The 21,066-nt window shown below is 71.6% G+C and carries 18 protein-coding genes; 5 read left to right on the top strand and 13 right to left on the bottom strand.

The features are described from left to right. Window positions 1-123: 123 nt before the first annotated feature. Window positions 124-1,323, bottom strand: coding sequence for a hypothetical protein (locus ACFWM2_RS15910; protein ID WP_383278995.1), 1,200 nt, complete (start codon window positions 1,321-1,323; stop codon window positions 124-126). Window positions 1,324-1,428: 105 nt separating this feature from the next. Between ACFWM2_RS15910 and ACFWM2_RS15905 the strand changes: the two genes are divergently transcribed. Continuing rightward, window positions 1,429-1,962 (top strand): hypothetical protein, encoded by a 534-nt coding sequence (locus ACFWM2_RS15905; protein WP_383278992.1) that lies wholly within the window; start codon window positions 1,429-1,431, stop codon window positions 1,960-1,962. Between the two features lie 2 nt (window positions 1,963-1,964). Here ACFWM2_RS15905 and ACFWM2_RS15900 read toward each other — a convergent pair whose 3' ends face one another. The 7 genes from ACFWM2_RS15900 to ACFWM2_RS15870 all read right to left on the bottom strand — a co-directional run bounded on the left by ACFWM2_RS15900 (window position 1,965) and on the right by ACFWM2_RS15870 (window position 10,568). Continuing rightward, window positions 1,965-4,589, bottom strand: coding sequence for a SpoIIE family protein phosphatase (locus tag ACFWM2_RS15900; RefSeq protein WP_383278989.1), 2,625 nt, complete (start codon window positions 4,587-4,589; stop codon window positions 1,965-1,967). Window positions 4,590-4,915: 326 nt separating this feature from the next. Further along, window positions 4,916-5,347 carry an ATP-binding protein gene (locus tag ACFWM2_RS15895; RefSeq protein WP_383278987.1) on the bottom strand — a complete coding sequence of 144 codons (432 nt, stop codon included), beginning with the start codon at window positions 5,345-5,347 and terminating at the stop codon, window positions 4,916-4,918. 179 nt (window positions 5,348-5,526) lie between these two features. Continuing rightward, entirely contained in the window at window positions 5,527-5,955 is a 429-nt protein-coding gene (locus tag ACFWM2_RS15890) for a (deoxy)nucleoside triphosphate pyrophosphohydrolase (RefSeq protein ID WP_383278985.1), read from the bottom strand. Window positions 5,956-6,033: 78 nt separating this feature from the next. Beyond that, complete coding sequence (locus tag ACFWM2_RS15885; protein WP_383278982.1) at window positions 6,034-6,216, bottom strand: SPOR domain-containing protein; 183 nt, start codon at window positions 6,214-6,216, stop codon at window positions 6,034-6,036. Window positions 6,217-6,550: 334 nt separating this feature from the next. Beyond that, window positions 6,551-7,303 (bottom strand): GntR family transcriptional regulator, encoded by a 753-nt coding sequence (locus ACFWM2_RS15880; protein WP_383278980.1) that lies wholly within the window; start codon window positions 7,301-7,303, stop codon window positions 6,551-6,553. A 147-nt stretch (window positions 7,304-7,450) separates the two neighbouring features. Next, on the bottom strand, window positions 7,451-8,704 hold the full coding sequence (locus tag ACFWM2_RS15875; RefSeq protein ID WP_383278977.1) for a DUF4190 domain-containing protein: 1,254 nt from the start codon (window positions 8,702-8,704) through the stop codon (window positions 7,451-7,453). 301 nt (window positions 8,705-9,005) lie between these two features. Continuing rightward, window positions 9,006-10,568 carry a S8 family serine peptidase gene (locus tag ACFWM2_RS15870; protein WP_383278974.1) on the bottom strand — a complete coding sequence of 521 codons (1,563 nt, stop codon included), beginning with the start codon at window positions 10,566-10,568 and terminating at the stop codon, window positions 9,006-9,008. Window positions 10,569-10,793: 225 nt separating this feature from the next. Here ACFWM2_RS15870 and ACFWM2_RS15865 point away from each other — a divergent pair, with 225 nt between their 5' ends. After that, entirely contained in the window at window positions 10,794-11,900 is a 1,107-nt protein-coding gene (locus ACFWM2_RS15865) for a pyridoxal-phosphate dependent enzyme (RefSeq protein WP_383278971.1), read from the top strand. 374 nt (window positions 11,901-12,274) lie between these two features. Here ACFWM2_RS15865 and ACFWM2_RS15860 read toward each other — a convergent pair whose 3' ends face one another. Next, on the bottom strand, window positions 12,275-12,715 hold the full coding sequence (locus ACFWM2_RS15860; protein ID WP_383278968.1) for a MarR family winged helix-turn-helix transcriptional regulator: 441 nt from the start codon (window positions 12,713-12,715) through the stop codon (window positions 12,275-12,277). Between the two features lie 126 nt (window positions 12,716-12,841). Between ACFWM2_RS15860 and ACFWM2_RS15855 the strand changes: the two genes are divergently transcribed. Continuing rightward, window positions 12,842-13,843 (top strand): SMP-30/gluconolactonase/LRE family protein, encoded by a 1,002-nt coding sequence (locus ACFWM2_RS15855; protein ID WP_383278966.1) that lies wholly within the window; start codon window positions 12,842-12,844, stop codon window positions 13,841-13,843. A 7-nt stretch (window positions 13,844-13,850) separates the two neighbouring features. On the opposite strand, the gene ACFWM2_RS15850 is transcribed toward ACFWM2_RS15855, so the two are convergent. The 3 genes from ACFWM2_RS15850 to ACFWM2_RS15840 form a co-directional block, all read right to left on the bottom strand. Next, the gene (locus ACFWM2_RS15850) at window positions 13,851-16,196 is read right to left on the bottom strand and encodes a DEAD/DEAH box helicase (RefSeq protein ID WP_383278963.1); all 2,346 of its coding nucleotides are present in this window, start codon (window positions 16,194-16,196) and stop codon (window positions 13,851-13,853) included. Window positions 16,197-16,400: 204 nt separating this feature from the next. Next, window positions 16,401-17,411, bottom strand: a complete 1,011-nt coding sequence (gene gap, locus ACFWM2_RS15845; protein ID WP_383278960.1) for a type I glyceraldehyde-3-phosphate dehydrogenase — start codon at window positions 17,409-17,411, stop codon at window positions 16,401-16,403. 96 nt (window positions 17,412-17,507) lie between these two features. After that, window positions 17,508-18,425: a DMT family transporter gene (locus ACFWM2_RS15840; RefSeq protein ID WP_383278958.1), complete on the bottom strand. Its 918-nt coding sequence runs from the start codon at window positions 18,423-18,425 to the stop codon at window positions 17,508-17,510. Window positions 18,426-18,525: 100 nt separating this feature from the next. Between ACFWM2_RS15840 and ACFWM2_RS15835 the strand changes: the two genes are divergently transcribed. Next, on the top strand, window positions 18,526-19,059 hold the full coding sequence (locus ACFWM2_RS15835) for a CGNR zinc finger domain-containing protein (protein ID WP_383278955.1): 534 nt from the start codon (window positions 18,526-18,528) through the stop codon (window positions 19,057-19,059). Between the two features lie 86 nt (window positions 19,060-19,145). On the opposite strand, the gene ACFWM2_RS15830 is transcribed toward ACFWM2_RS15835, so the two are convergent. Continuing rightward, window positions 19,146-20,567 carry a hypothetical protein gene (locus ACFWM2_RS15830; protein WP_383278952.1) on the bottom strand — a complete coding sequence of 474 codons (1,422 nt, stop codon included), beginning with the start codon at window positions 20,565-20,567 and terminating at the stop codon, window positions 19,146-19,148. A 207-nt stretch (window positions 20,568-20,774) separates the two neighbouring features. Here ACFWM2_RS15830 and ACFWM2_RS15825 point away from each other — a divergent pair, with 207 nt between their 5' ends. Next, entirely contained in the window at window positions 20,775-20,990 is a 216-nt protein-coding gene (locus ACFWM2_RS15825; protein WP_383278949.1) for an integrase, read from the top strand. The last annotated feature ends 76 nt before the right edge of the window (window positions 20,991-21,066 follow it).

Genomic DNA, 21,066 nt, shown 5'->3' with positions numbered 1-21,066 from the left:
CGCGCGTTCGACAACAGGTACCACCTGTGGGTGTGGCTGGTTTAAAAAATCGGGCGGCGTCCGGTCGAGGCCCTCTCCGGCTCCCGGGACCCCGCCCCCCCCACGCGCGCCCCCACGGCGTGCTCAGCGGACCCAGCCCTCCTGGTACGCCGTCCAGTCCTTCTCCCGTGCCGCGAAGTCCACGTACAGGGCGACGCCGAAGCGTTCGCGCGTGCGGTCCGTGCGGGAGAGGCCCAGACGCACACCGCGGACCGCTGCCCGGACCGTCTCCGCGCCCCCGTGGTGACTCAGGTCGTCCTCGTAGTAGAAGGGCAGCCCCATCAGCAAGTCCGTTGACTTCGGGGTGACTTCGAGGGCCAGAGAGGTCTGCTGGGCGACGTAGCCGCCGTACAGGCTCTCCAGCGGCATGGCCGTGTCGTACGACATGACGGCGATCTGGTCGACCCGACGGGCGACCTGGCCGAAGTACGCCTGGGACCACCACTTGGGGTGCCCCGAGAGGGTGCCCCTGATGGAGTGCGCCGCCGGGAACGGGTCGATCTGGTGGGCGGCGACGGAGAGCGGGACGCCCTTGGCCCGGGTGACGCGGTGCAGGTCGTCGAGAAGGGCGAGATAGTTCCGGTCGTCGGAGTGCACCGGCTCCAGGTCGAAGTGGGCGCCGTCGAAGCCGGCCGCGAGGATCTGACCGGTGGAACGGACGACGGCGGCCCGGGTGTCCGCGCGCTCGAGACGCAGCCCGACCGGCCCCTCGCTCGCCAGCTCGTCGCCGAGCCAGGCCTGCACCCGTACGCCGGGCAGCTCGCGGTGGACAGCCCCGATCAGCCAACGTGCTTCCGGGTACGCGGACTTGGGCAGCGTTCCATCGTGCTCCAACGGTCCCGCGTGCACGTACAGGTCCCGGATGCCGGTCGCGCGCAGCCGCTCCGCGAGGGCGTCGACGTCGGCGTCCCGCTTCCGCCCGTCGACCCAGGCGTGGCCCAGCCAGATCGCGTCACGGTCTCTGGTCCGGGTGCCGGCGGCCGGGTCGCCGGCGTAGTTGACGCGCAGGGCGACACCGGCCGCCAGCGTCGGCAGCAGGAGGGCGAGGACGAGCGCGAGCACGACGCGCTTGGGCCACCGCAGTGCGGGCCGCCGCCAGACCCGGCCGACGCGACGGACCCACGCGGGCCCGCGCCGCGATATCTCACCGGACTCCGCCGCCTCCGGGGACTCCCGGGAGCCGGCGGAGTCCGAGGCTTCCGGCAGCGGCTCACCCCCTCGGTGCTCCGGTGCCGCCCCCTCCCCCTGCTGCTCCGTCTCGGATTTTTCTCGCCTGGTGTTCATCCCCCACGCCCCTCCGGCACGCCTCCGAATCCTCCGTACCTTAGGTGGCGGCGCTTCGGCGCATCCCGGTCGCGTGGGCGTGCATCCGGTCATACGCTCCCAAATGTGACGTCGCCTCTGAACCGCAGCCGCTCGCGCCGAGCGGCGTCGCACATAGGCGTGCGGGTGGCGCATGCCGTGTTCGGGATGCTGGTGGCGGTCGGCTGGCTGGTGGCGCCGATCGCGGCGGCGAGTGCCGACGACCCCGTGACCGGTGCGACCGACGGACTGAGTGCCGCCATCTCCGGTGCGCCCCTGGCGCCGCTGTCCGGTGGCGCGGACCCGGCCGGCCCGGGCGGCCGCACCAATGCCGCCCGCGCCGCACCGGCCGAGGACGAGACGTCCACCGGCGACCTCGCGCTGCCCCTGGTGGCGGCCGTGGCCGCAGGCACGCTGGCGGCGTACAGCTTTCTGCGACGCAAGCGACGCGCCCATACGCGTACGACTCCCGGCGGGGCACCGCCGCGGACCGCGGACGGTTCGTCCACCCCCTCGGCGACGGACCCACCCGACCCGGGGCCGGGCCGCGGCCGGGAAGCCGGCGCCCCCGAGGCCCCGGACACCCCGGACGGTGTGGGAGGCCCCCGTCCGGGGGCCTGACGTCAGAACAGGCTCAGCAGCGCCTCGGCCGGGTCGGCGAGGCCCGTCTCCCCGTCGGGCAGCGGGAGTTCGAACCAGACCGTCTTGCCGCGAGGCGTACGCCGGGAGCCCCAGGAGGCGGACAGGAGCCCGACGAGCTGGAGGCCCCGCCCGCCCTCGTCCGTGTCGCGCGCCCGGCGCCTGCGCGGCTGCACGAGACCCGCGTCCCAGACCTCGCACACCAGCGTCCGGTCGAGCAGCAGCCGCAGTCTGATCTCGCCCTCGCCGTAGCGGAGGGCGTTCGTCACCAGTTCGCTGACCAGCAGCTCCGTCGTGTCGACCAGCGGCTCCAGGCCCCACTCCTGCAGCTGGACGCGGGCGTACTCACGGGCGCGACCCACGCTGCGCGGCTCGCGCGGCAGCGTCCAGTCGCCGACGGACTCGGCGGGCAGCCCCTGGACACGGGCCATCAGCAGCGCGATGTCGTCCTCGCCGTGGTGCGTGTCGAGGGTGCTGAGGACGTGGTCGCAGACGTCCTCCAGGGGGCTTGAAGGGTCCGTGAGCGCTCCGACGAAGGCCTGCAGGCCCTCGTCGAGGGGATGGTCGCGCGATTCGACCAGTCCATCCGTGTAGAGCGCCAGAAGAGCACCTTCGGGAAGCTCGACCTCGACCTCCTCGAAGGGTTCGCCGCCGACACCGAGCGGCATGCCCGGCGGCACGTCGAGCATCAGCGCGGCCTCGCCGGGCTCCACCAGCACCGGCGGCAGATGGCCCGCGTTGGCGAACGTGCACCGGCGGGTGACGGAGTCGTAGACCGCGTACACGCAGGTGGCGAGGTACACCTCGGCAAGCTCGGCGTCGCGGGGCTGGCGGGCCGCGCGGGTGGCCTGCTGGACCCCGCCGGGGGTGCCGAGTCCGCGGGCGATCTCGTCCAACGCCGAGAGCACCTCGGCCGGTTCGAGATCGAGCAGCGCCAACGTGCGTACGGCGGTGCGGAGTTCACCCATGGCGACCGCGGCGCGCAGGCCGCGGCCCATCACGTCGCCGACGACCAGCGCGGTGCGGTGTCCGGGGAGTTCGATGACGTCGAACCAGTCGCCGCCGACCTCGGTGGCCGCGTTGCCCGGGAGGTAGCGGCAGGCGATGTCCAGGCCTGAGGCCTCCGGGTCGCCCGGCGGCAGCAGGGACCGCTGCAGGATCAGGGCCCGCTCGTGCTCGCGGCGGTACAGGCGGGCGTTGTCGATGCAGACCGCGGCGCGGGCGGCGAGCTCGACCGCGAGAGCGCGGTCCCGTTCGCCGAACGGCTCGCTGCCCTTCGTCCGGGAGAACTGCACCAGGCCCACGACCGTGTCGTGCGCGACCATCGGCACGGCCAGCGTGGACTGGATCAGCCCGCTCTCCTCGGCGGGGAGGTACTGGGGCCGCGCGGTGCGCAGGGCGTCCGCACAGGGCGAGTTGAAGGGGTAGTGGTGCACTGCCCCGACGTCGACGGGCGCGGGTCCGCCGACGAAGGGGGTGTCGGAGACGGCACTGGAGAAGGCGACCCGGCGCAGCTCGGCGCTTCCGTCGGCCAGCCCGGGCGGCGCCTCGTCGCCGGCCAGGAGTCCTTGGTAGAGGTCGACGGTCGCGAGGTCGCAGAAGCCGGGGACGACGACGTCGAGGAGTTCGCGGGCGGTGGTCTCCAGGTCGAGGGAGTTGCCGATGCGGGCGCCGGCCTCGTTGAGGAGGGCCAGATTGCGCCGCGCGGCGGCGGCTTCGCGGGCGGCGGCGCGACGGCTGGTGATGTCGGTTCCGAGCCAGGCGATGCCGATGGGCCGACCGGTGCCGCTGTGCACCCGGTAGAGGTTGATCGACCAGTGGCGGCGCTCGTCGGAGTCCGGCGCCTTGCCCGTGACGTGCATGTCCGTGATGGAGTTGCCGGTCTCCAGGACGCGGCGCAGCGTCGCGGCGACCCGCTCGGCCTCCGCGCGCGGCAGATAGTCGTGGACGGTACGGCCGCGGTGGTCGTCGACCGTCCCGCCGAAGACCGAGGCGAAGCGCTCGTTGGCCCGCCGGATCCGCAGGTCGGTGTCGATCAGCAGGAAACCGAACGGAGATTGACCGAAAATCGCCTGCGAAGCGGCGAGGTCCGTCTCGATCCGGCGCAGGGTGCGGACGTCCACGACGATGCACACGGCTGCCCGCTCGCCGTCCTCGGTCGTGGTGGGCATCACATAGACCTCGGCGAGCCCCTCCGCCCCGCTGCCGCCCTCCTCGGGCGACGGCATACGGAAGGGGACCACGCCGGTCCACTCCCGGCCGTCCAGGATCTCGGCCATCTTGCGGTGGCCCCGGTCGCGCTGGTCGTCGGCCACGAACGCGTCGATGGGATCCATGCCGACGGCCCGCTCGGCGGTGATGCCGAAGATCAGCTCGGCCCGCTTGCTCCACTGGTCGACGAGCCCGTCAGGGCCGATGGAGAACGACGCGACCTTGATGTAGTCGTAGATCGAGCCGGGTGGGCTGCTCTGCCACATGGCGTCGCCCGCGCTCTCCACGTCGCCCGTGGGTCCCGCGGGCACGCCGGGCGGAACCGCGCCCACGGCGTCGGCCCTCGGACCGTCCGACGGGTCCTCGGACCCCGTGGCCTTCGCTGGTATCTCGCTCACGCGAACCGTCCCCTCCAGCTCACCGCGTCCGGCACCGGTCACCGGGGGCGGCTGCCCGCAGTATCCAGCACTACGGCGCCGCACAACACGGTGTTCACGATCACAGCACGGTCCCGATGGTTTTTGGACCGGCCGGCACATACTCCCAGTCTTCTAACCAGGTGGGGCGTCGTCGAATCAAAGACTCCAGTCGGAGCCCCTGGCCGGATCTTTTCGATCCACCCCACGGGGGCGTCCCACACGCCCGCGCGCGGGGTCGGGTGCCCGCGCGCAGGGCGCCCATGCGCGCCGCAAACGCGCCCGCACGCCCTGCCGCACACCCCGCGTCATCCGGGGACCACCAGCTCGAACCAGACCGTCTTGCCCGAGTCACCCGGCCGGGTCCCCCAGCGGCGCGAGGAGCCGGCCACCAGCTGGAGGCCGCGGCCGCCCTCGTCGTCCGCGTCGGCTGCGCGCTCCCTGGGCGGGTCGGGGAGCGGGTCGGAGACCTCGACCAGCAGGGCGTCCGGGACGTCGGCGGGGCGCGTCAGGCGGACCCCGATGGGGCCCGTGGCGTGCCGCAGGGAGTTGGTCACCAGCTCGCTGACCAGCAGCGCGGTGATATCGCCGAGGCTGTCGAGGCCCCAGGTGCCGAGCTGGGTGCGGACCAGCGCGCGAGCGGTGCGTACGGCGCCCGGCTCCGCGGGAAAGGTCCACTCGGCGCATTCGCCTTCGGTGTGGAGCACGCCGATCACTTCCCAGGCCAGAAGCCCACCCATGTCCGCTTTCATGGGGTTAATGGGCACATACCCGATATCCGGGGTGCTTTACCGCCCTCTCGGGCGCACTGTGGCACGAACGGCACGAACGGCGTACGAGACGGCGGCCCCGGAGCCCACACGCGCCCCACGCCCTGCCTCCGCCGCGGCCGGACCAGGGCGGCCGCGGACATCGCCCGTTACGGCCGCCGGCCTGCCGCACGCGGCACGGAGCCGGTGGCCCAGCCCGCGAGGACGGCCCGCACGGCGGGGACGTCCTGGTCCAGCCAGTCGACGTCCCAGATCTCGTCGGGGGTCAGCCAGCGCAGCTCGTCATGGTCCTGGAGGGGCTCCGGCCGGCCGGAGCGGAGCTGGGCGGTCCAGACCCGCAGGACGTAGCCGGGCTTCAGCGGCCACTCCCCCGGAACGCGCTCGACCGGTTCCGCGTCGACGCCGAGCTCCTCGCGCAGCTCACGTACGAGGGCCGCTTCGGGGGTCTCGCCGGGCTCGACCTTGCCGCCGGGCAGTTCCCAGCGGCCGGCCAGTTCGGGGGGCGCACTGCGGCGCGCGGCGAGGAGTCGTCCGTCGCTCAGCAGGGCGGCTCCGACCACCACGATCCGTTCCGTCATGGACGGGAGCCTACGGGAGCGGTGCGGGGCTGCCGGAGGGCCGGAGCGCCCGACGGCGGCACCGGATCCGGCGCCGGATCACCTGGTTCCGTTCTGCCCGATCCGCTCGACCCAGTAGAGCTGCTTGTGTCCGCGGTCGTCGAGACTGTCCGCGATCTTCTGGGCTTCGGCGCGGGTCGCGTACCTGCCCACGCGGTAGCGATTGCCGTTGTCGTCCTGCCGGATGACGTGCCAGGGGAGAGTGATCGTGCCGTCGTTCATCGAGCCCCTCCGCTTCCCGCCCCCGGGTTGCGCTGCGCCCTGCCCACCAAGGAAACCGCAATCCGCATATGCCCGAGCCTACGCCTTACCTTCACGCAGCGAATACGGGATTTCACAAAGAGGTACGCAACCGGCCATGGCGGAGGGGGCGCGCAAAGTCGGATGCGCCGTCGGGACACCGAGGGCCGCCCGCCGAACAGAGCGCATGGGGCGCCGCAGGACGCGCGGACACAACGTACGAGAACGGCCAGATTCCAACTGCCGTTCACCCGCGGCCACTTCGCGGGTTGCGGGTTGCGGGTTGCGGGTTGCGGGCTGCGGGTTGCGGGCGCCGTTATTTCACGGGCAGGTGGTACGCCACTCGGTAGCGGTCCGCCGGTACGACCACGTCGGCCGTCTCGACCGGCCGCCCCGACGCGAAGTACGTCCGCTGGACGACCACGACCACATGGCCGGGCACGCCGCCCAGCGCGTGGAGTTCCTCGGCGAGACCGGGGCGGGCGCCGACCTCCTCCGTCACGTTGTCCACGATCACGTCGATGGCCGCCATGCGCTCGACGACGCCCATACCGCCGAGGGGGCCCTCCTCGGGAAGCATGACCGGCGTACGCCCGGTGACCGCGAGGGGCTCCCAGGAGGTGGAGAGCATCATCGCCTCGCCGGCGTCCCGGAAGACGTACTTGGTGCACATCACCCGGTCGCCGGGCCGGACGGCCAGGCGCTCGGCGATCGCGTGACTGGCCTCGGCCTGCTCGCTGCGCGACTCCCAGGTGCCCCGCGCGGAGGCGTCGGCCTGCTCCTGGCGGAAGGGGGTCGCCCCGCTGTCCGGGCGGTACCCGGAGCGGGCGACCCGGCGGGGCACCGGCCGCTCCCGCACATACGTGCCGGACCCGGAACGGCCCTCGACCAGGCCCTCCGCCATCAGCACCTTGCGCGCCTCCAGCGCCACCGTGTCCGAGACGCCGTACTCCTCGCGGATTCTGGCCTGGGACGGGAGCCGGGTGTGCGGTGGCAGCGAACCGTCGACGATCTTCTTGCGGAGATCACCCGCGACGCGCAGGTAGGCCGGCTGCTCACCGAAAGTCACTGGCCACTCCCATCAGGTTGTACAGACAGCAACAGCCTGGCAACCGTGGGTTGTCCCATGCAAGCAAAGGCCAGAGAATCACTCGATGTGATGACTTGTGCGGGGCGGGGGCTTTACGCAGGCACTTTCTCCCCGCTATAGCGGCCGTCACACCTCGGCGCCGGTGCCGCCTCCCCCGCCGTCCTGGCCGCCGCCGTCCTCGTCGTATGCCGGCGGGGTGGCGGCGAGGCCCAGAGCCTTGCGTGCGGTGACCGTCCGGGCCGGGTCGATGAGCTTCGAGCCCTTCTCGTAGTGGGGGTAGAAGGCGTCCGCGTCCGCCGCGTCCGCCGCCGCTGCCCACTCCTTGCGAGCCGCCTCGATGTCCTTCACCAGCGCGGCCACGGGCTTCTCGGCGGCCGGGGCGAAGGAGTGGTCGCGGAGCAGGCCGGCCTGCTCCGCGAGCGCGTCCGACATTCTGGTCGCCCACTCCTTGTGACCCGGCAGGTCGTCCTCGACGTACTCCTCGTCGGGCGCCGTGTCCATCGCCGCGTTGAGGACGTGCGCCGCCTTCAGATAGGCGACCTGGTCCGCGTCGAGCGTCGAGGCGTCGTTGCGCAGGGAACCCGTCAGGCTCGCCGTCTCGTCCGTGTTGCCGAACATGCAGGTGATCTCGCGGTCGCCCAGCTTCCAGCTCTGCCGGGTGGGCGTGAAGTAGTAGACGTCCACGTTGTCCGGGACGGCCCAGTAGTCCATCGCGTACTGGTCCTGGAGGGTGAAGCACTTCGTGTCGGCGACATCGGTGACCTTGCTGTCACCGGGGTAACCGCCCGCCGGCATCGAGAAGTTCGCGAACACCTCGGCGTCGTGCTCGCCCGCGCACGACACCCGGTCGACGTCGTACGCCATGCCTTCGAGCGAGCCGCCCGGCGCGTTGAAGCACTCGCCCTTGTCGACGGAGAAGGTGACACCGCCGCCCGCGTCGTCCGCCGCGTCCTGGAACCCGTCCCAGAAGTCGCGGGCGCCACCGGTGGCGAAGGTGAGCACGAGCAGCAGGACACCGATCGACGACATCACGATGCCGCCCACCGCCATACCCTTGCCCCGCTCGCCGCGCTTCTTGATCTGGGCGAGCGCGATGACCCCGAGGATCAGCCCGACGGCGGGCAGGAAGCAGAGGACGCCGAGGACGAGAGCGGCGATCGCGAGGCCGTTGACGGACGACGGGCGGTTGTACGGCGAATAGCCCTGGCCCCACGTCTGGTACGGCCCCTGCGCCGGGTAGGGCTGCTGGTACGGGCCCTGGGGCTGCGGTGCCTGGGGATACGGCTGCCCGTACGGATCCTGGGGCTGCGGTGCCTGCGGGTACGGCTGCCCGTACGGATCCGGGGACTGCTCGGGCCCGGGGGGCGGGGGTATGGCCACTGGCACCTTGCTCCTCGTCCAGGTGTACGGAACGGCCGTACGGCGGTGTAGGGAACCGGCGTACGGCGATGCGGACGTCCGTACGACCACCGCACGAATGTCGCACGGCTGGGCGCATCGTAAGCGTGGCGGGAGCGGCGGCGGAACGCGGGCCGTGAAGGCGACGATTCGGACGCCCCCGGCTGGTCCTCGCGGCTGGTCCCGCTCGGTCGGTACCCGCGGCCGGGTCCTCGCGGTCGATCCTCGCGGCGGGCCGGGTCACGGCCCCCCGCGAGGACGACGTTCGGCTACTGGACCTCGGTCAGAACTGCAGCGCCCAGGAGTCGATCTTCCCGGTGTCGACCGCCGCGTTGTCGCTGACGCGCAGCTTCCACGTGCCGTTGGCCACCTCGGAGGAGGCGTTCACCGAGTACGTGGTGTTGATGTTGTCCGAACTGCCGCCGGTCCCGTACGCCTTGAGCGTGTACGCCGAGCCGTCGGGCGCGACCAGCTGGACCTGGAGGTCGCCGATGTACGTGTGCACGATGTGGACCTCGACGGACAGGGCCGCCGGCGCATTGCCGGTGACACCGCTGACGGTGACCGGCGACTCGACCGTGGCGTTGTCGTTGATCGCGTAGTCGCCGGCGTTCTCGAAGCGCGATCCGGGCGGGGTCGTCGTACCGCCACCGACGTTCAGGAGGCGGTTGGGCGAGCCGGTGCCGGGGCCGGTGACGACGCCGGTGGAGGCTGCGGCGACCAGGCCGGAGGCGACCTGCGCGGGGGTGGAGCCGGGGTGGTCCGCCAGGTAGAGCGCCGCCGCACCGGTCACGTGCGGTGTCGCCATCGACGTACCGGAGATGGTGTTCGTGGCCGTGTCGCTGGTGTTCCACGAGGACGTGATCGAGGAGCCCGGCGCGAAGATGTCCAGGACGGTGCCGAAGTTGGAGAAGCTGGAGCGGGCGTCGGTGGACGTGGTCGAGCCGACGGTGATGGCCTCACTGACGCGGGCCGGCGAGTAGTTGGAGGCGTTGGCGTTGTCGTTGCCGGCCGCCACCGCGAAGGTGACGCCGGAGGCGATGGCGTTGCGGACGGCCGTGTCGAGCGCGCTGTCGGCGCCGCCGCCGAGCGACATGTTGGCGACGGACGGGCCGCTGTGGTTCTGGGCGACCCAGTCGATGCCCGCGACGACCTGGGCGGTCGTGCCGGAACCGGAGTTGTCGAGCACCCGGACGGCGACGATCTTCGCCTTCTTGGCGACGCCGTGCAGGGTGCCGGCCACCGTGCCCGCCACATGCGTGCCGTGGCCGTGGCCGTCCTGCGCCGTGTTGTCGTTGTCGATGGCGTCGTAGCCGTAGGAGGCCCGGCCGCCGAAGTCGCTGTGCGTGATGCGTACGCCGGTGTCGACGATGTACGCGGTCACGCCCTGCCCGGCCGAGTCCGGGTAGGTGTACTTGCTGTCCAGCGGCAGGTTCTTCTGGTCGATGCGGTCCAGGCCCCAGGACGGCGGGTTGGTCTGGGTTGCGGCGATGTGGAAGGTGCGGTTCTGGACCACGGAGGCGACGGCCGGGTCGGCGGCGAACCGTTTCGCCTCGGCCGGGGTGGCCTCGACCGCATAGCCGTTCAGGGCCTTCTTGTACGTGCGCTCGATCTTGGCGCCGTACTCCTTGGCCAGGGCCTTGCCCTGCGCCGAGGTCGCCTTCGCGGCGCTCGCGTCGAGAGTCACGATGTAGCTGTTCGCGACCGCGTTGGACGCGCCGGCGTACTGGACGCGACCCTCGCGGTCGGGTGCCGCGTGCGCGGGGAGTGCGGAGACGATGCCGAGGACGAGGGCCGCGGTTCCTATTCCGGCCAGTCTTCGGCGGCTATGACGCATCACTGCCATCTGAGGGATCCTCCTCAATCGGTGGTGCGCTGGTGGGGGATGGTGCACGAACCGAGACGACAGGGGCATGCCAAGTCGCGCTGCGTTCCCTGTGGTTCCCCTGTGCGTCAGCCGAAAGATTGAGGCCTCCACAGGAATTGCACAAGGGTCCTGCGGGGGCGTAACGCGAGTGCCATATGCCCGTCATGACACAACGTCACCAAACCGCCCATCTAACCTGCGGACATGACCCTCCTGCCGGATTGTTTCTGCCCCACGGACGGCACGCGCGTCCCCACCGACTCACTCGCCTGGTGCTGCCCGGCCTGCGGCGGCCCGCTCGATCTGGACTTCTCCCCGACCCCGGCGAGCCTCAAATCCCTTACGGGGCGGGTCAATTCACTGTGGCGGTACGCGGAGAGCCTCCCCCTGGCGGCGCCCACGGTCAGTCTCGGCGAGGGCCGCACTCCCCTGGTGACGCTGCGCGAGGGCGTCTCGGCCAAGCTGGACTTCCTGATGCCGACCCTGTCGTTCAAGGACCGCGGCGCCGTCCTGCTGGCCGAGCTGGCGCTGCGGCTGCGGCCCCGGCAGGTGATCGCCGACAGCAGCGGCAACGCGGGCACAGCGATCGCCGCGTACTGCGCACGGGCCGCGCTGCCCTGCACCGTGTACGTCCCCGAGGGCACCTCCCCGAAGAAGCTGGAGCAGATCGGGGCGCACGGGGCGCGGCTGCGGGTCGTCGACGGGGGCCGGGAGGCCGCCGCGGCGGCCGCGCGGGAGGCCGCGGACGACCCGGAGACCTTCTACGCCTCGCACGTCTTCAACCCCTACTTCCTGCACGGCACGAAGACCTACGTCCACGAGCTCTGGGAGGACCTCGGCGGACGGCTCCCCGAGGTGATCGTCGTCCCCGTCGGCAACGGCACCCTGCTCCTCGGCGCGGCCCTCGCCGTCGCCGAGCTGCATGCCGCCGGGCTCATCGACCGGCGCCCCGCCCTCTACGCCGTCCAGGCCGCCGCGGTCGCGCCGCTGGCCCACGCCTGGGCGGAGGGCGCGGACGACCTGGTCGGCGCCACCGCGGTTGCGCCCACCTTCGCCGAGGGCATCGCGATCCCCCGCCCCCCACGGGCCCGCCAGATCCTCCGCGCGGTCCGCGACTCCGGCGGCACCTTCCTGACCGTGACGGAGGACCAGATCCGCCACGCCCAGATGGACCTGGCCTCCCGCGGCCTCTACGTCGAGTCGACCGGCGTCGCCTGCTGGGCCGCCGTCCGCGAGGGCGCCCTCGGCGAGCGCACGGCGGTGGTGCCGTTGTGCGGGGCGGGGGCGAAGACGGGGCTGGCGCGGTCGTAGTTGTGGCCGTAGCCGTGGTCGTAATCGTGGTCGTAGCCGTAGTCGTGGTCCTAGCGGCAGCCGCAGCCGCAGGATTCGGCGCTTCCGGCGCTGAGGCCGGGGCAAAATCCAGCCCTTCGGGGTCAGGACCGGGGGCAAATTCAGCCCCTCCGGCACTCGGGGCCAGGGGCAAATTTCAGCCCCTCCGGCGATTGAGGAGCGGGGTCTGGGGCGGAGCCCCAAGTCGGGACAGCAACCGGGCCGCGGCAGGTCCCGGGCCGGGGGCAAATTTCAGCCCTTCCGGCGATTGAGGAGCGGGGTCTGGGGCGGAGCCCCAGGTCGGGACAGGGCCAAGTCTCGGGGGCCCAGGCGGGGAGACCCACGCCGGGGCGGGTCTAGGGCCGCTCCTTCTCAAGGAGGGCAACACAGCGCCCCAGCAAACCGACCAACGCCTCCCGCTCCTCGGAAGTGAACTCCGCGGCCAACGCCCGTTCCACCCGCACCGCCCGAGCATCCGCGTCGTTCATGACGACCCACCCCGCCTCGGTGATCCGCGTCTCCAGCACGTTCTTGTGCCAGGCATGCGGCGTGCGCTCGATGAACCCACGGTCCTGGAGGTTCTTCAGGACCGTGTTCATGGTCGGCGGAGTGACCCCGCACAGCCGGGCCAGCGCAGCGGCCGAGATCCCGGCGTTCTCGCTGAGGTGGAGCAGCGCCGCGTACTGCGCGACGGTCAGGCCGGCCGGTTTCAGCACGGCGGTCTTCGTCGCGTTGAGAGCCTGCTCGGCCCGCTTGATGTGGGAGCCGAGCCGCTCGGGCACTGGCATGGACGTCATCTCCGCATCGTATCGGCCATACGACGATGAGCCCTATGGGGAAGATAAGTACCTTGACGAGCATTAGGACTCTAACTTAACTTCGTACTCGACCATTGATTCAGACGCCGACCGAGAGGCACCGTCGTGTCCCGTTCGATCCAGCGCCGCACCCTTCTGACCGCCGCCGCCCTGACCGTCACGGCGGCCGCGGTCACCGCACCGCCCGCGGCCTCCGCCGCGGCCCGCGTCACCCCGGCCCGTGTCTCCACCGCGTACGAGCTGCCGGGCGACCGCGTCTACCCCGAGGGAATCGCCGCGGACCCCCGCACGGGCCGCCTCTACGTGGGCTCGTACACCACCGGCGCCGTCTACCGGACGACGCCCGGCCGTCGTACGGCCGAGGTCTTCCTGCCCGCGGGCGCGGACGGCCGCGCCACCGCCAACGGCCTGAAGGTCGACCGGGCGGGCCGCCTGTGGGTGACCGACTCGACCTCCGGAGTCGACGTCTACGACCTGCGCACCCGGACCCTGCTGGCCCGCTTCGACGTGCCGGGCGACGCCCCGCGCTTCGTCAACGACCTGGCGATCACGCCGGACGGCAGCGCCTATCTGACGGACAGCGTGCGCGAGGTGATCTACCGAGTGACGCCGGCCGAGCTGGCGCAGGCGACCGCGCACGGCGGCCGCTCGGTGCTGACCACGGCGTACGACCTCGGTGGCGTCCTGGCCCCGCATCCGTCCGGCACCTTCACCCTGAACGGCATCGTCGCCGCGGACCACTACCTGCTCACGGTCGACATGACCGCGGGCGCTCTGTACCGCGTGGACCTCGCCACCGGCCGGATACGTCAAGTCACCCTGTCCGGGGGCGATTTGGTGAACGGCGACGGACTCGAGCGGGTCGGCGGCACCCTGTGGGCCGCCCTCAACGTGACCAACACGATCAGCCGTTGGCGGCTGTCGGGCGACGGCACGGCGGCCCGTCTGGAGCACAGCGTCACCGACGCCTCGCTCCAGATCCCCACCACCCTCGTACGCCGCAACGGCCGTACGCTCGTCGTCCGCTCCCAGTTCGACAAGGGCGGCCCGATGGGGCCGGGGACCCCCGAGACCCCGTTCACCGTGGCGTACGTCGACGGGATCTGAGGTCGCGTCAGCCGCTCGACCCGGCGGCCAGTCTCTGTTGTTCCTCCTCGACGAGCCGGCGGGCGAGGCTGCCGTCCGAGACGTCGACGGCGTCCGGGGTCGCCTCCGCCACGTCGCTGCGCCGCGCATACGCGTCGAACAGCCGGTCCTTGTTCTTCAGGATGCTCAGCAGTCGCTCGTCCACGCTGTCCGTGACGAGGAGGCGGTGCACCTGGACCGTGCGCACCTGACCCATCCGGTGGGCGCGGGCCACGGCCTGGTGCTCCAGGGTCGGTTTGACCTGCGGCTCGCAGAGGATCACCACGGACGCCGCCTGGAGGTTGAGGCCGACCCCGCCGGCCTCGATCTGGCTGAGCAGCACGGCGTGTCCGCCGGCCGCCGCGAACTCGTCGACCAGGCGCTGCCGCCGGGCGGCCGGCACGGACCCGGAGATCGGCCCCAACACCCCCTCGCCCAGGGCCTCCTGGACCGTCGCCAGCACGTCCCGGAAGTACGAGAACACGACCACCTTCAGTCCGTTCTCGGCCGCCTCGGACACCAGCTCGCACAGCCGCTGGAGCTTCGCGGACTTCTCCGCGTGGACGTACCCGGCCCTGCGCATCGCCATGAAGTTCCCGGCCTCGACCGCCGCCCGGTAGGCGTCCTGGTCCGCCGCGCTGAACTCCTCCCACTCGTCGACCTGGAGGAGCGCGGGGAGTTCGGTGAGGACGTCCTGCTGGTTGCGGCGCAGATAGGCGGGGGCGACCGACTTGCGGAAGGCGTGCGGTCCCGCGACCGCGCTGCTGCTGTGGATCCGGGGCAGCAGATCGGGACGGAGGTGGCGGACGAGGTTGCGGAACTCCTCGACGCGGTTCTCCATCGGCGTACCCGTGAGGAACAGGACGCGGTCGCAGTGGCCGGTCCAGGCGGCGACCGCCTTCGAGCGGCGGGTCTCCGGGTTCTTCACATAGTGCGCCTCGTCCACGACGAGCATGCCCGGCGGCTTCGGGGTGGCGCCGCCCTGCGCCGGACTGCCCGCCGGAAGCGAGGGCCTCCGCTCGCCCCGGCCCTGCGGGGACCGCCGTCCGGCCCTGCTCCGATCCGGTGGCCGCGATTCGGCGCCGTCGGGTCCGGGCAGGGTGTGCAGGACGTCGAACGTGGTGATCGCCACGCCACCGCGCTCCCGCCACTCGGCGTACGCGTCCTGCCGGTCGGGGCCATGCACCGGCACGGCCCGCAGGGTGCTGCGCGCACGGATCTCGCGCGTCCAGTTGATCAGCACGCTGGCCGGGCACACCACCACGAAGTGGCTGTGCCCCTCCGCCGCGAGGTGCGCGAGCGCCGCGATGGCCTGGATCGTCTTGCCGAGCCCCATCTCGTCGCCGAGGACGACCCGCCGCTGGGCCAGCGCGAAACGGGCGCCGAAGGACTGGTAGCCGCGCAGCGACACCCGGCAGTGGGTGTCGTCGAGCGCCTGGGCGTGCACCCGCTCGGCGACCTCCGACGGCAGGAAGCCCTCGGCCGCGGCGACGTCCGAGGCCTGGTCCGAGACCTCGGCGAGCTGGCTGTAGTACTCCGTGGAGCGCAGTTCGAAGTCGACCCAGGCCTCGATGTCGGAGGCCGGCGGGCGCAGCAGGTCGGTCGAGGCCTGGGCGAGCAGCAGCCGTACGCCCCGCGCGGCCGCGTCGGCGGTCAGCTCACGGATCTCGGTGAGCGCCGCGAGTGCGCTCTCGCGCCGGTCCCGTCCGCTGAACGCCATCCGCAGCCGACCCGCGGCGGGCCGGGCCGCGGGCAGCAGGGTGCCGAGCCGCTCGTCCAGCCGCCGGGCGGCGTCCACGGCCCGCCGCAGCTCGGGCCCGGCCTCGACCAGCCGCTGCAACGCGACGACCAGGGCGGCGGTCCGGGGCTCGGGGTGGTCCACGTCGATCCGCGGCGAGACGGTCTCCTCGACCGCCCGGGCGATCTGGCGGGCGGCGGCGAGCGCCTGGTCGGCGGTCTGCGCGCCGACGCCGGGGATCTGCCGCAGCGCGTACCTGCTCGACTCGTACACCGCGCGCACCGAGCCGAGCCCGGCCGTCTCGATGGCCCCGAGCCGCAACCGCCCCTCGGTGACGTCCTTCAGCCGGGAGACGGGGATGAGCTCCAGCTCCTGGGCGACCAGTTCGGCCTGGAGCGGCGCGAGCGCCGTACGGACGGCTTCGAGTGCGCGGGCGTGGTCGGCGAGGACGGCGCGCGCGGCCCCGTACAGCCGCGCGCCCTCCGTGAGCAGGTCACGGGCCCTGCGGCCCACCGGCGGCTCGTCCCGCGGCGCACCTTTCCCGCCGCCTCCCGGCGCCGCCGAGGGCCCGCTCGCCGCCCCGTCGACACCCGCCATGACGCGCCCCTCGTGTGCTGTCCGCCCGTGCTGTCCGCCCCGATGCGCGCATCCTCGCACGCGGGACTGACAGCCGGGGCGGCGCGAGGAGCGGGCGCCGCCCCCCTGTGACACCGCGCGAGCCCAGAACGGATCGGTGTCCAGGCCGGCCGTGCGCGCACTGCCGAACTACAACTGGCCGCATTCCGGCGGCCGTCACCGTGGTCAGGCAGTGGTGCCCAGCAGCCGTGCGACGTCGATCAGCCGGTGGGAGAAGCCGGACTCGTTGTCGTACCAGCCGAAGACCTTGACGTGCCGACCGTCGCCGGTGACCGTCGTCAGCTTCGAGTCGAAGATGGTGGACGCCGGGTCACCGACGATGTCGGTCGAGACGAGCGGGGCGTCCGTGTAGCGCAGCACCCCGGCCAGCGGACCGGCCGCCGCCTCGGCGAAGAGCCCGTTGATCTCCTCGACCGTGCTCGGCCGCGACAGGTACACCGACAGGTCGGTCAGCGACCCGACCGGTACCGGAACGCGCAGCGACAGGCCCGCGAGCTTGCCGTTCAGCTCGGGCAGGACGAGGCCGATGGCCTTGGCGGCACCGGTCGACGTGGGTACGACGTTGATCGCGGCCGAGCGCGCACGCCGGGGGTCCTTGTGCGGCCCGTCCTGAAGGTTCTGATCCTGCGTGTACGCGTGCACCGTGGTCATCAGGCCGTGCTCCACGCCGAGTCCGTCGTGCAGCACCTTGGCGAGCGGCGCCAGGCAGTTCGTCGTGCACGACGCGTTCGAGACGACGTGGTGCTTCGCCGGGTCGTAGCTGGTGTGGTTGATGCCGTAGGCGAGCGTGATGTCCTCGTGCGTCGCGGGCGCCGAGATGAGGACCTTCCGCGCTCCCGCCTGGAGGTGCGCGGCGGCCTTCCGGCCGTCGGTGAAGATGCCGGTGGACTCCACCACGACGTCGACGCCGAGCTCACCCCACGGCAGCTTGCTCGGCTCACGCTCCGCGTGCACCGCGATCCTCCGGCCGTCGACCACGAGGGCGTCACCGTCGACCTCGACCTCGGCGTTCAGACGGCCCATGGTGCTGTCGTACGACAGCAGGTGCGCGAGGGTCGCCGCGTCCGTGAGGTCGTTCACCGCCACCACTTCAAGATCGGTTCCGTGGGTGAGCGCGGCGCGCAGGAAACCGCGCCCGATGCGGCCGAATCCGTTGATGGCGACCTTGATGCTCATGTCTCTTTCTCTTCTCTGTATGTGCGATGGCGCCCGTGTGCGCGATGGCGTCCATGTGTGCGACGGCGGCGCGGGGCGGAATGCCGGACGCCCTGGCTACTTGCGTGCCGCGAGCAGGACGCCGACGCCTCCGAGGAGCAGGCCGGTGATCGCGGAGGGACTGAGCGTCTGGTCGATGACCAGCCAGGCGAGCAGGGCGGTGACGGCCGGCGTGAGGAAGAAGAGCGTGCCCACCCGGCTGGCGGCCTGCTTCTTGAGCATGAAGTTGAGCAGCAGGAACGTACCCACCGAGTTGACCAGGACGATCCAGGCCAGCGAGCCGCCGAACGCGCCCCAGTCGGAGACCTTCGGGTCCTCCAGGGTCAGGGTCAGAATGCCCATCACCGGTGCGCTGGCGATGAAGTGCACGGCCGTACTGCTGCGGACGTCCGCACCCTGGGTGAAGCGCTTCTGGTAGACCGTGCCCGCGCTCAGGCCGAGCAGTCCGACGAAGGACAGCACGATGGCGCCGACGGAGAAATGCAGCGCACCCGCGACCGCGAGCACCACGCCGGCGCCGCCCACGACGAAGCCGAGCCACTGCCGCCCGGTGATCTTCTCGCCCAGGAACAGGCCGGCCAGCAGGGCGATCAGCACGGGGTTGAACCCCTGGATCAGCGCGACGACACCGCCGGGCAGGCCCGCGCCGATGGCCGTGTAGAAGGCGCCGAACTGGACCGCCTGCATCAGCAGGCCGGCGACGATCACATGCAGGAGCAGGCGCCCCCGGGGCCACGGCGATCTGCTCACCACGGCGATCACGGTCAGCAGGACGCCGGCGACCGCGAAGCGGGAGAACGTCAGCAGCAGGGGCGGTGCCGCATCCGTACCGAGCACCGCCGCGATGAACGCGCTGCTCCACAGCACCACGAAGACGGCGGGGATCGCCGCGTTGGCCCAGGCCGGCGGAGCAGCGGCTGGCGGCTCCTCGGCCGCTGCCTCGGCCGGGGCGAGTTTCGAGTCGGAGCCTTGCATGGCAGAGGTGACCTCTCGCTGAGAAAGTAACCAGATCAGTAGGTTACGCAGGACACTATCGAGACCTCGACGAACCAGTCAATACGGTTACTCTTGGAGGATGAACTTCGCATTCGTCAGCGGCAGCGTGGCCCTTGACCTCGTGGGTACGGTGCAGAGCCGACGTGACGACCCGCTGGATCTGCTCACCACATCGGCCGATCTCTCCGAGTGGACCGCCTCCTCGGGAGTCCTCGACGAACCCGCGGCGGCGACCGGGGCGGACCTGGCCGCGGCGGTACACCTGCGCGAGGCGGTCTACCGCCTCATGCTCGCCTCGGCCGACCACGCGCCCTACCCGGCCGAGGACTGCGCGACGGTCAATCGTGCCGCCGACCCCAATCCCGTACGCACCGAGCTGCGGCCCGACGGCACGGTGCGGCACCAGGGCACGGTCGACGCCGTCCTGTCGACGGTGGCCCGGGACGCCATCCAACTCCTGACCGAGACACCCGAGTTGGTGAAGGAGTGCGCGGCACCGCGCTGCACCCGGCTCTACGTCGACCGGTCGCACCGCGGCTCGCGCCGCTGGTGCGACATGACCCGCTGCGGCAACCGCGCCAAGGCAGCCCAGTACCGCTCCCGCCACGCCTGACCTGCGGCGATGCCCGTAACCGCCCGCACGAAAGGGGCCGACCCCCCGAGGAGTCGGCCCCTTCTGATCCGTATGCCCTCAGGCCGTCAACGTCGCGCGGCGAGTGTCGGGTTCTTCGGAGGGGTGATCGTCCCGGCGCCCTCGTCGAGCTGCTTCTCGCCGTGCACCGTGAACAGCCGAATGCTCTTGTCGATCGGCGTACTGAAGACCGACAGGTGGGCGTTGAGTGTTCCGGTCACGTCATAGCCCCCGAACACGGCCCACGCGACCACGGCACTGCCGGACCCGCCGGACTCGCCGGAGGTCCCGGTGCCCCGGCCCGTTGCCGAGACCCGCGCGTACGGTGCGACGTCGACCGTGAGGTCAACGGCTCCGTACAGGCCGACGGACGCCTCCGCTCCCAGCGTGGCCTTCACGTTCCCCGCGGCCGTCACCGACGACTTGACTGGAGTGGCCGTCATGTCGGCCTCGTTGACCGGGGTCCACCCCTTGGTCCGGCTGTAGCTGCCGCCGGCCTTGAAGTCGCCCGTCGCGCTCTGCGAGACCTTGACGCTGACCTTTCCGTCGGCATCCACCTGGTAGTACAGGACGTAGCCGAGGTTGACCACGACCGGCACCGGACCGACATAGATCACTACGTCGGTGTGCAGTTCGGCGAACGGCACTCGCGTGCCCTTCTGCGCGGCGGAGGCCTGCCCGTCCAGTTCCCACTGGGAGGTCCAGTCACCGGAGAGGCCGAGATATGCGGAGTCGGGGTTGTCACCGCTGCCGGGGGCGTCACCGTCGTAGGCGAACTCTATTTCCGGAGCAAGTTCGACGTAGCCCTTGATCGACGCCTTGGCGGACGACGAGGCGCCATCGGCGGTCTGCACCGAGTCGCTGACATCCACGCGCAGGCTCCCCAGCGGCACCTTCGCTCCGTCCGGGCCGAAGGTGGCCCCGCTGCCCTTCTTCCCGGAGACCTCGACATCCGCATTGAGTCCCTTGACCTCGATGGCGGAAGGGTCCACCGATGCCGTCTTGTTGACCTCGCCACTGCCGAGCAGTTCGTGGAGCGTGGCCGGCTCGGTGTCGACCTTGGTGCCCTTGTCCGTCGCACCCAGCACCCGGGTGACCTTGACCAGCAGGCCTTCGGGAGCCGAGGGAACCGGCGCACTGGCCACGACATCACCGACGGCCACCGCGCTACGGCTCGACGTACCGTTCGAGATGACGGCCCGCCCATTGGTGTCGTCGTACGAAGTCACCTTCAGCGACGACTTCTTCGCCGGCTCATCCCCGTCGGACGCATGGGCCACCGCCGCCGAGGTGGCCTTGGACGCGGTGACGGCGGTGGAGTTGGCGGCCTTCTTATCGGAGGGGGATGGCGACACCGTCCCCGCCACCGGCTCCACTCCGCCGCCCGCCGCGGCATCCGTCCCGGTCGCTCCCGCCGCCGAGCAGCCGGTGAGGAGCAGGGCCGTGGCCGCCAGGGCCGGTATCAGCGCATTTCTTGTGTTTTTGGGCAAGGTACATCCTCGGAAGAGTGCAGTGGGGGCCTGCCGACGTGCTGCGCACGAGCATTACATGCACACGCGTGTGCATGACAGTACCTTCCTGTTACAGGGAAGATGACCTGGCTCACACCTTCAGCCGGACCGCAGACCCGGCCGGGCGCGCCGAAGTGCTGCCGGCCGAAGCGGCGTTCGCCACCGGCCCCTGCCCCGCCGGGCACCATGGCAGCGTCCCGTGCCACGAATCGCATCTACGGGCACACCAGCACGTCGGTGAAGACCGTCTCCGAGTGCCTCGGTCCCACCAACGCGGCCATGACGCCGAACATTTACACGCACCTGCGGCCCGACTCCGAGGAGCGGACCCGGGCCGCCGTCGACAAGGCGTACGCGGACCAGTCCGCCGATGCCCAGCCACAGGTCTACGAAGCGGCGTAACCGCTCCCCCGCGTGCCGGACTCATCCAGCACGCTGCGGACCCCGCGCGAACAACAAAGGCCGCCCAACCCGCTCC

The organism is Streptomyces sp. NPDC058371 (assembly GCF_042723265.1).
In the GTDB taxonomy this organism is placed as follows: Bacteria; Actinomycetota; Actinomycetes; order Streptomycetales; family Streptomycetaceae; genus Streptomyces.
The sequence above is the reverse complement of the archived record's forward strand: the minus strand, read 5'-3'. Positions and strand labels throughout refer to the sequence as shown.

Coding starts and splice junctions, on each gene's coding strand:
- ACFWM2_RS15860 (WP_383278968.1), bottom strand. CDS start 12,715: ATGACGTCCATGCCAGTGCCCGAGCGGCTCGGCTCCCACATCAAGCGG.
- ACFWM2_RS15895 (WP_383278987.1), bottom strand. CDS start 5,347: ATGGGTGGGCTTCTGGCCTGGGAAGTGATCGGCGTGCTCCACACCGAA.
- ACFWM2_RS15850 (WP_383278963.1), bottom strand. CDS start 16,196: ATGGCGGGTGTCGACGGGGCGGCGAGCGGGCCCTCGGCGGCGCCGGGA.
- ACFWM2_RS15890 (WP_383278985.1), bottom strand. CDS start 5,955: ATGACGGAACGGATCGTGGTGGTCGGAGCCGCCCTGCTGAGCGACGGA.
- ACFWM2_RS15910 (WP_383278995.1), bottom strand. CDS start 1,323: ATGAACACCAGGCGAGAAAAATCCGAGACGGAGCAGCAGGGGGAGGGG.
- ACFWM2_RS15835 (WP_383278955.1), top strand. CDS start 18,526: ATGAACTTCGCATTCGTCAGCGGCAGCGTGGCCCTTGACCTCGTGGGT.
- ACFWM2_RS15840 (WP_383278958.1), bottom strand. CDS start 18,425: ATGCAAGGCTCCGACTCGAAACTCGCCCCGGCCGAGGCAGCGGCCGAG.
- ACFWM2_RS15865 (WP_383278971.1), top strand. CDS start 10,794: ATGACCCTCCTGCCGGATTGTTTCTGCCCCACGGACGGCACGCGCGTC.
- ACFWM2_RS15870 (WP_383278974.1), bottom strand. CDS start 10,568: ATGGCAGTGATGCGTCATAGCCGCCGAAGACTGGCCGGAATAGGAACC.
- ACFWM2_RS15885 (WP_383278982.1), bottom strand. CDS start 6,216: ATGAACGACGGCACGATCACTCTCCCCTGGCACGTCATCCGGCAGGAC.
- ACFWM2_RS15825 (WP_383278949.1), top strand. CDS start 20,775: ATGGCAGCGTCCCGTGCCACGAATCGCATCTACGGGCACACCAGCACG.
- gap (WP_383278960.1), bottom strand. CDS start 17,411: ATGAGCATCAAGGTCGCCATCAACGGATTCGGCCGCATCGGGCGCGGT.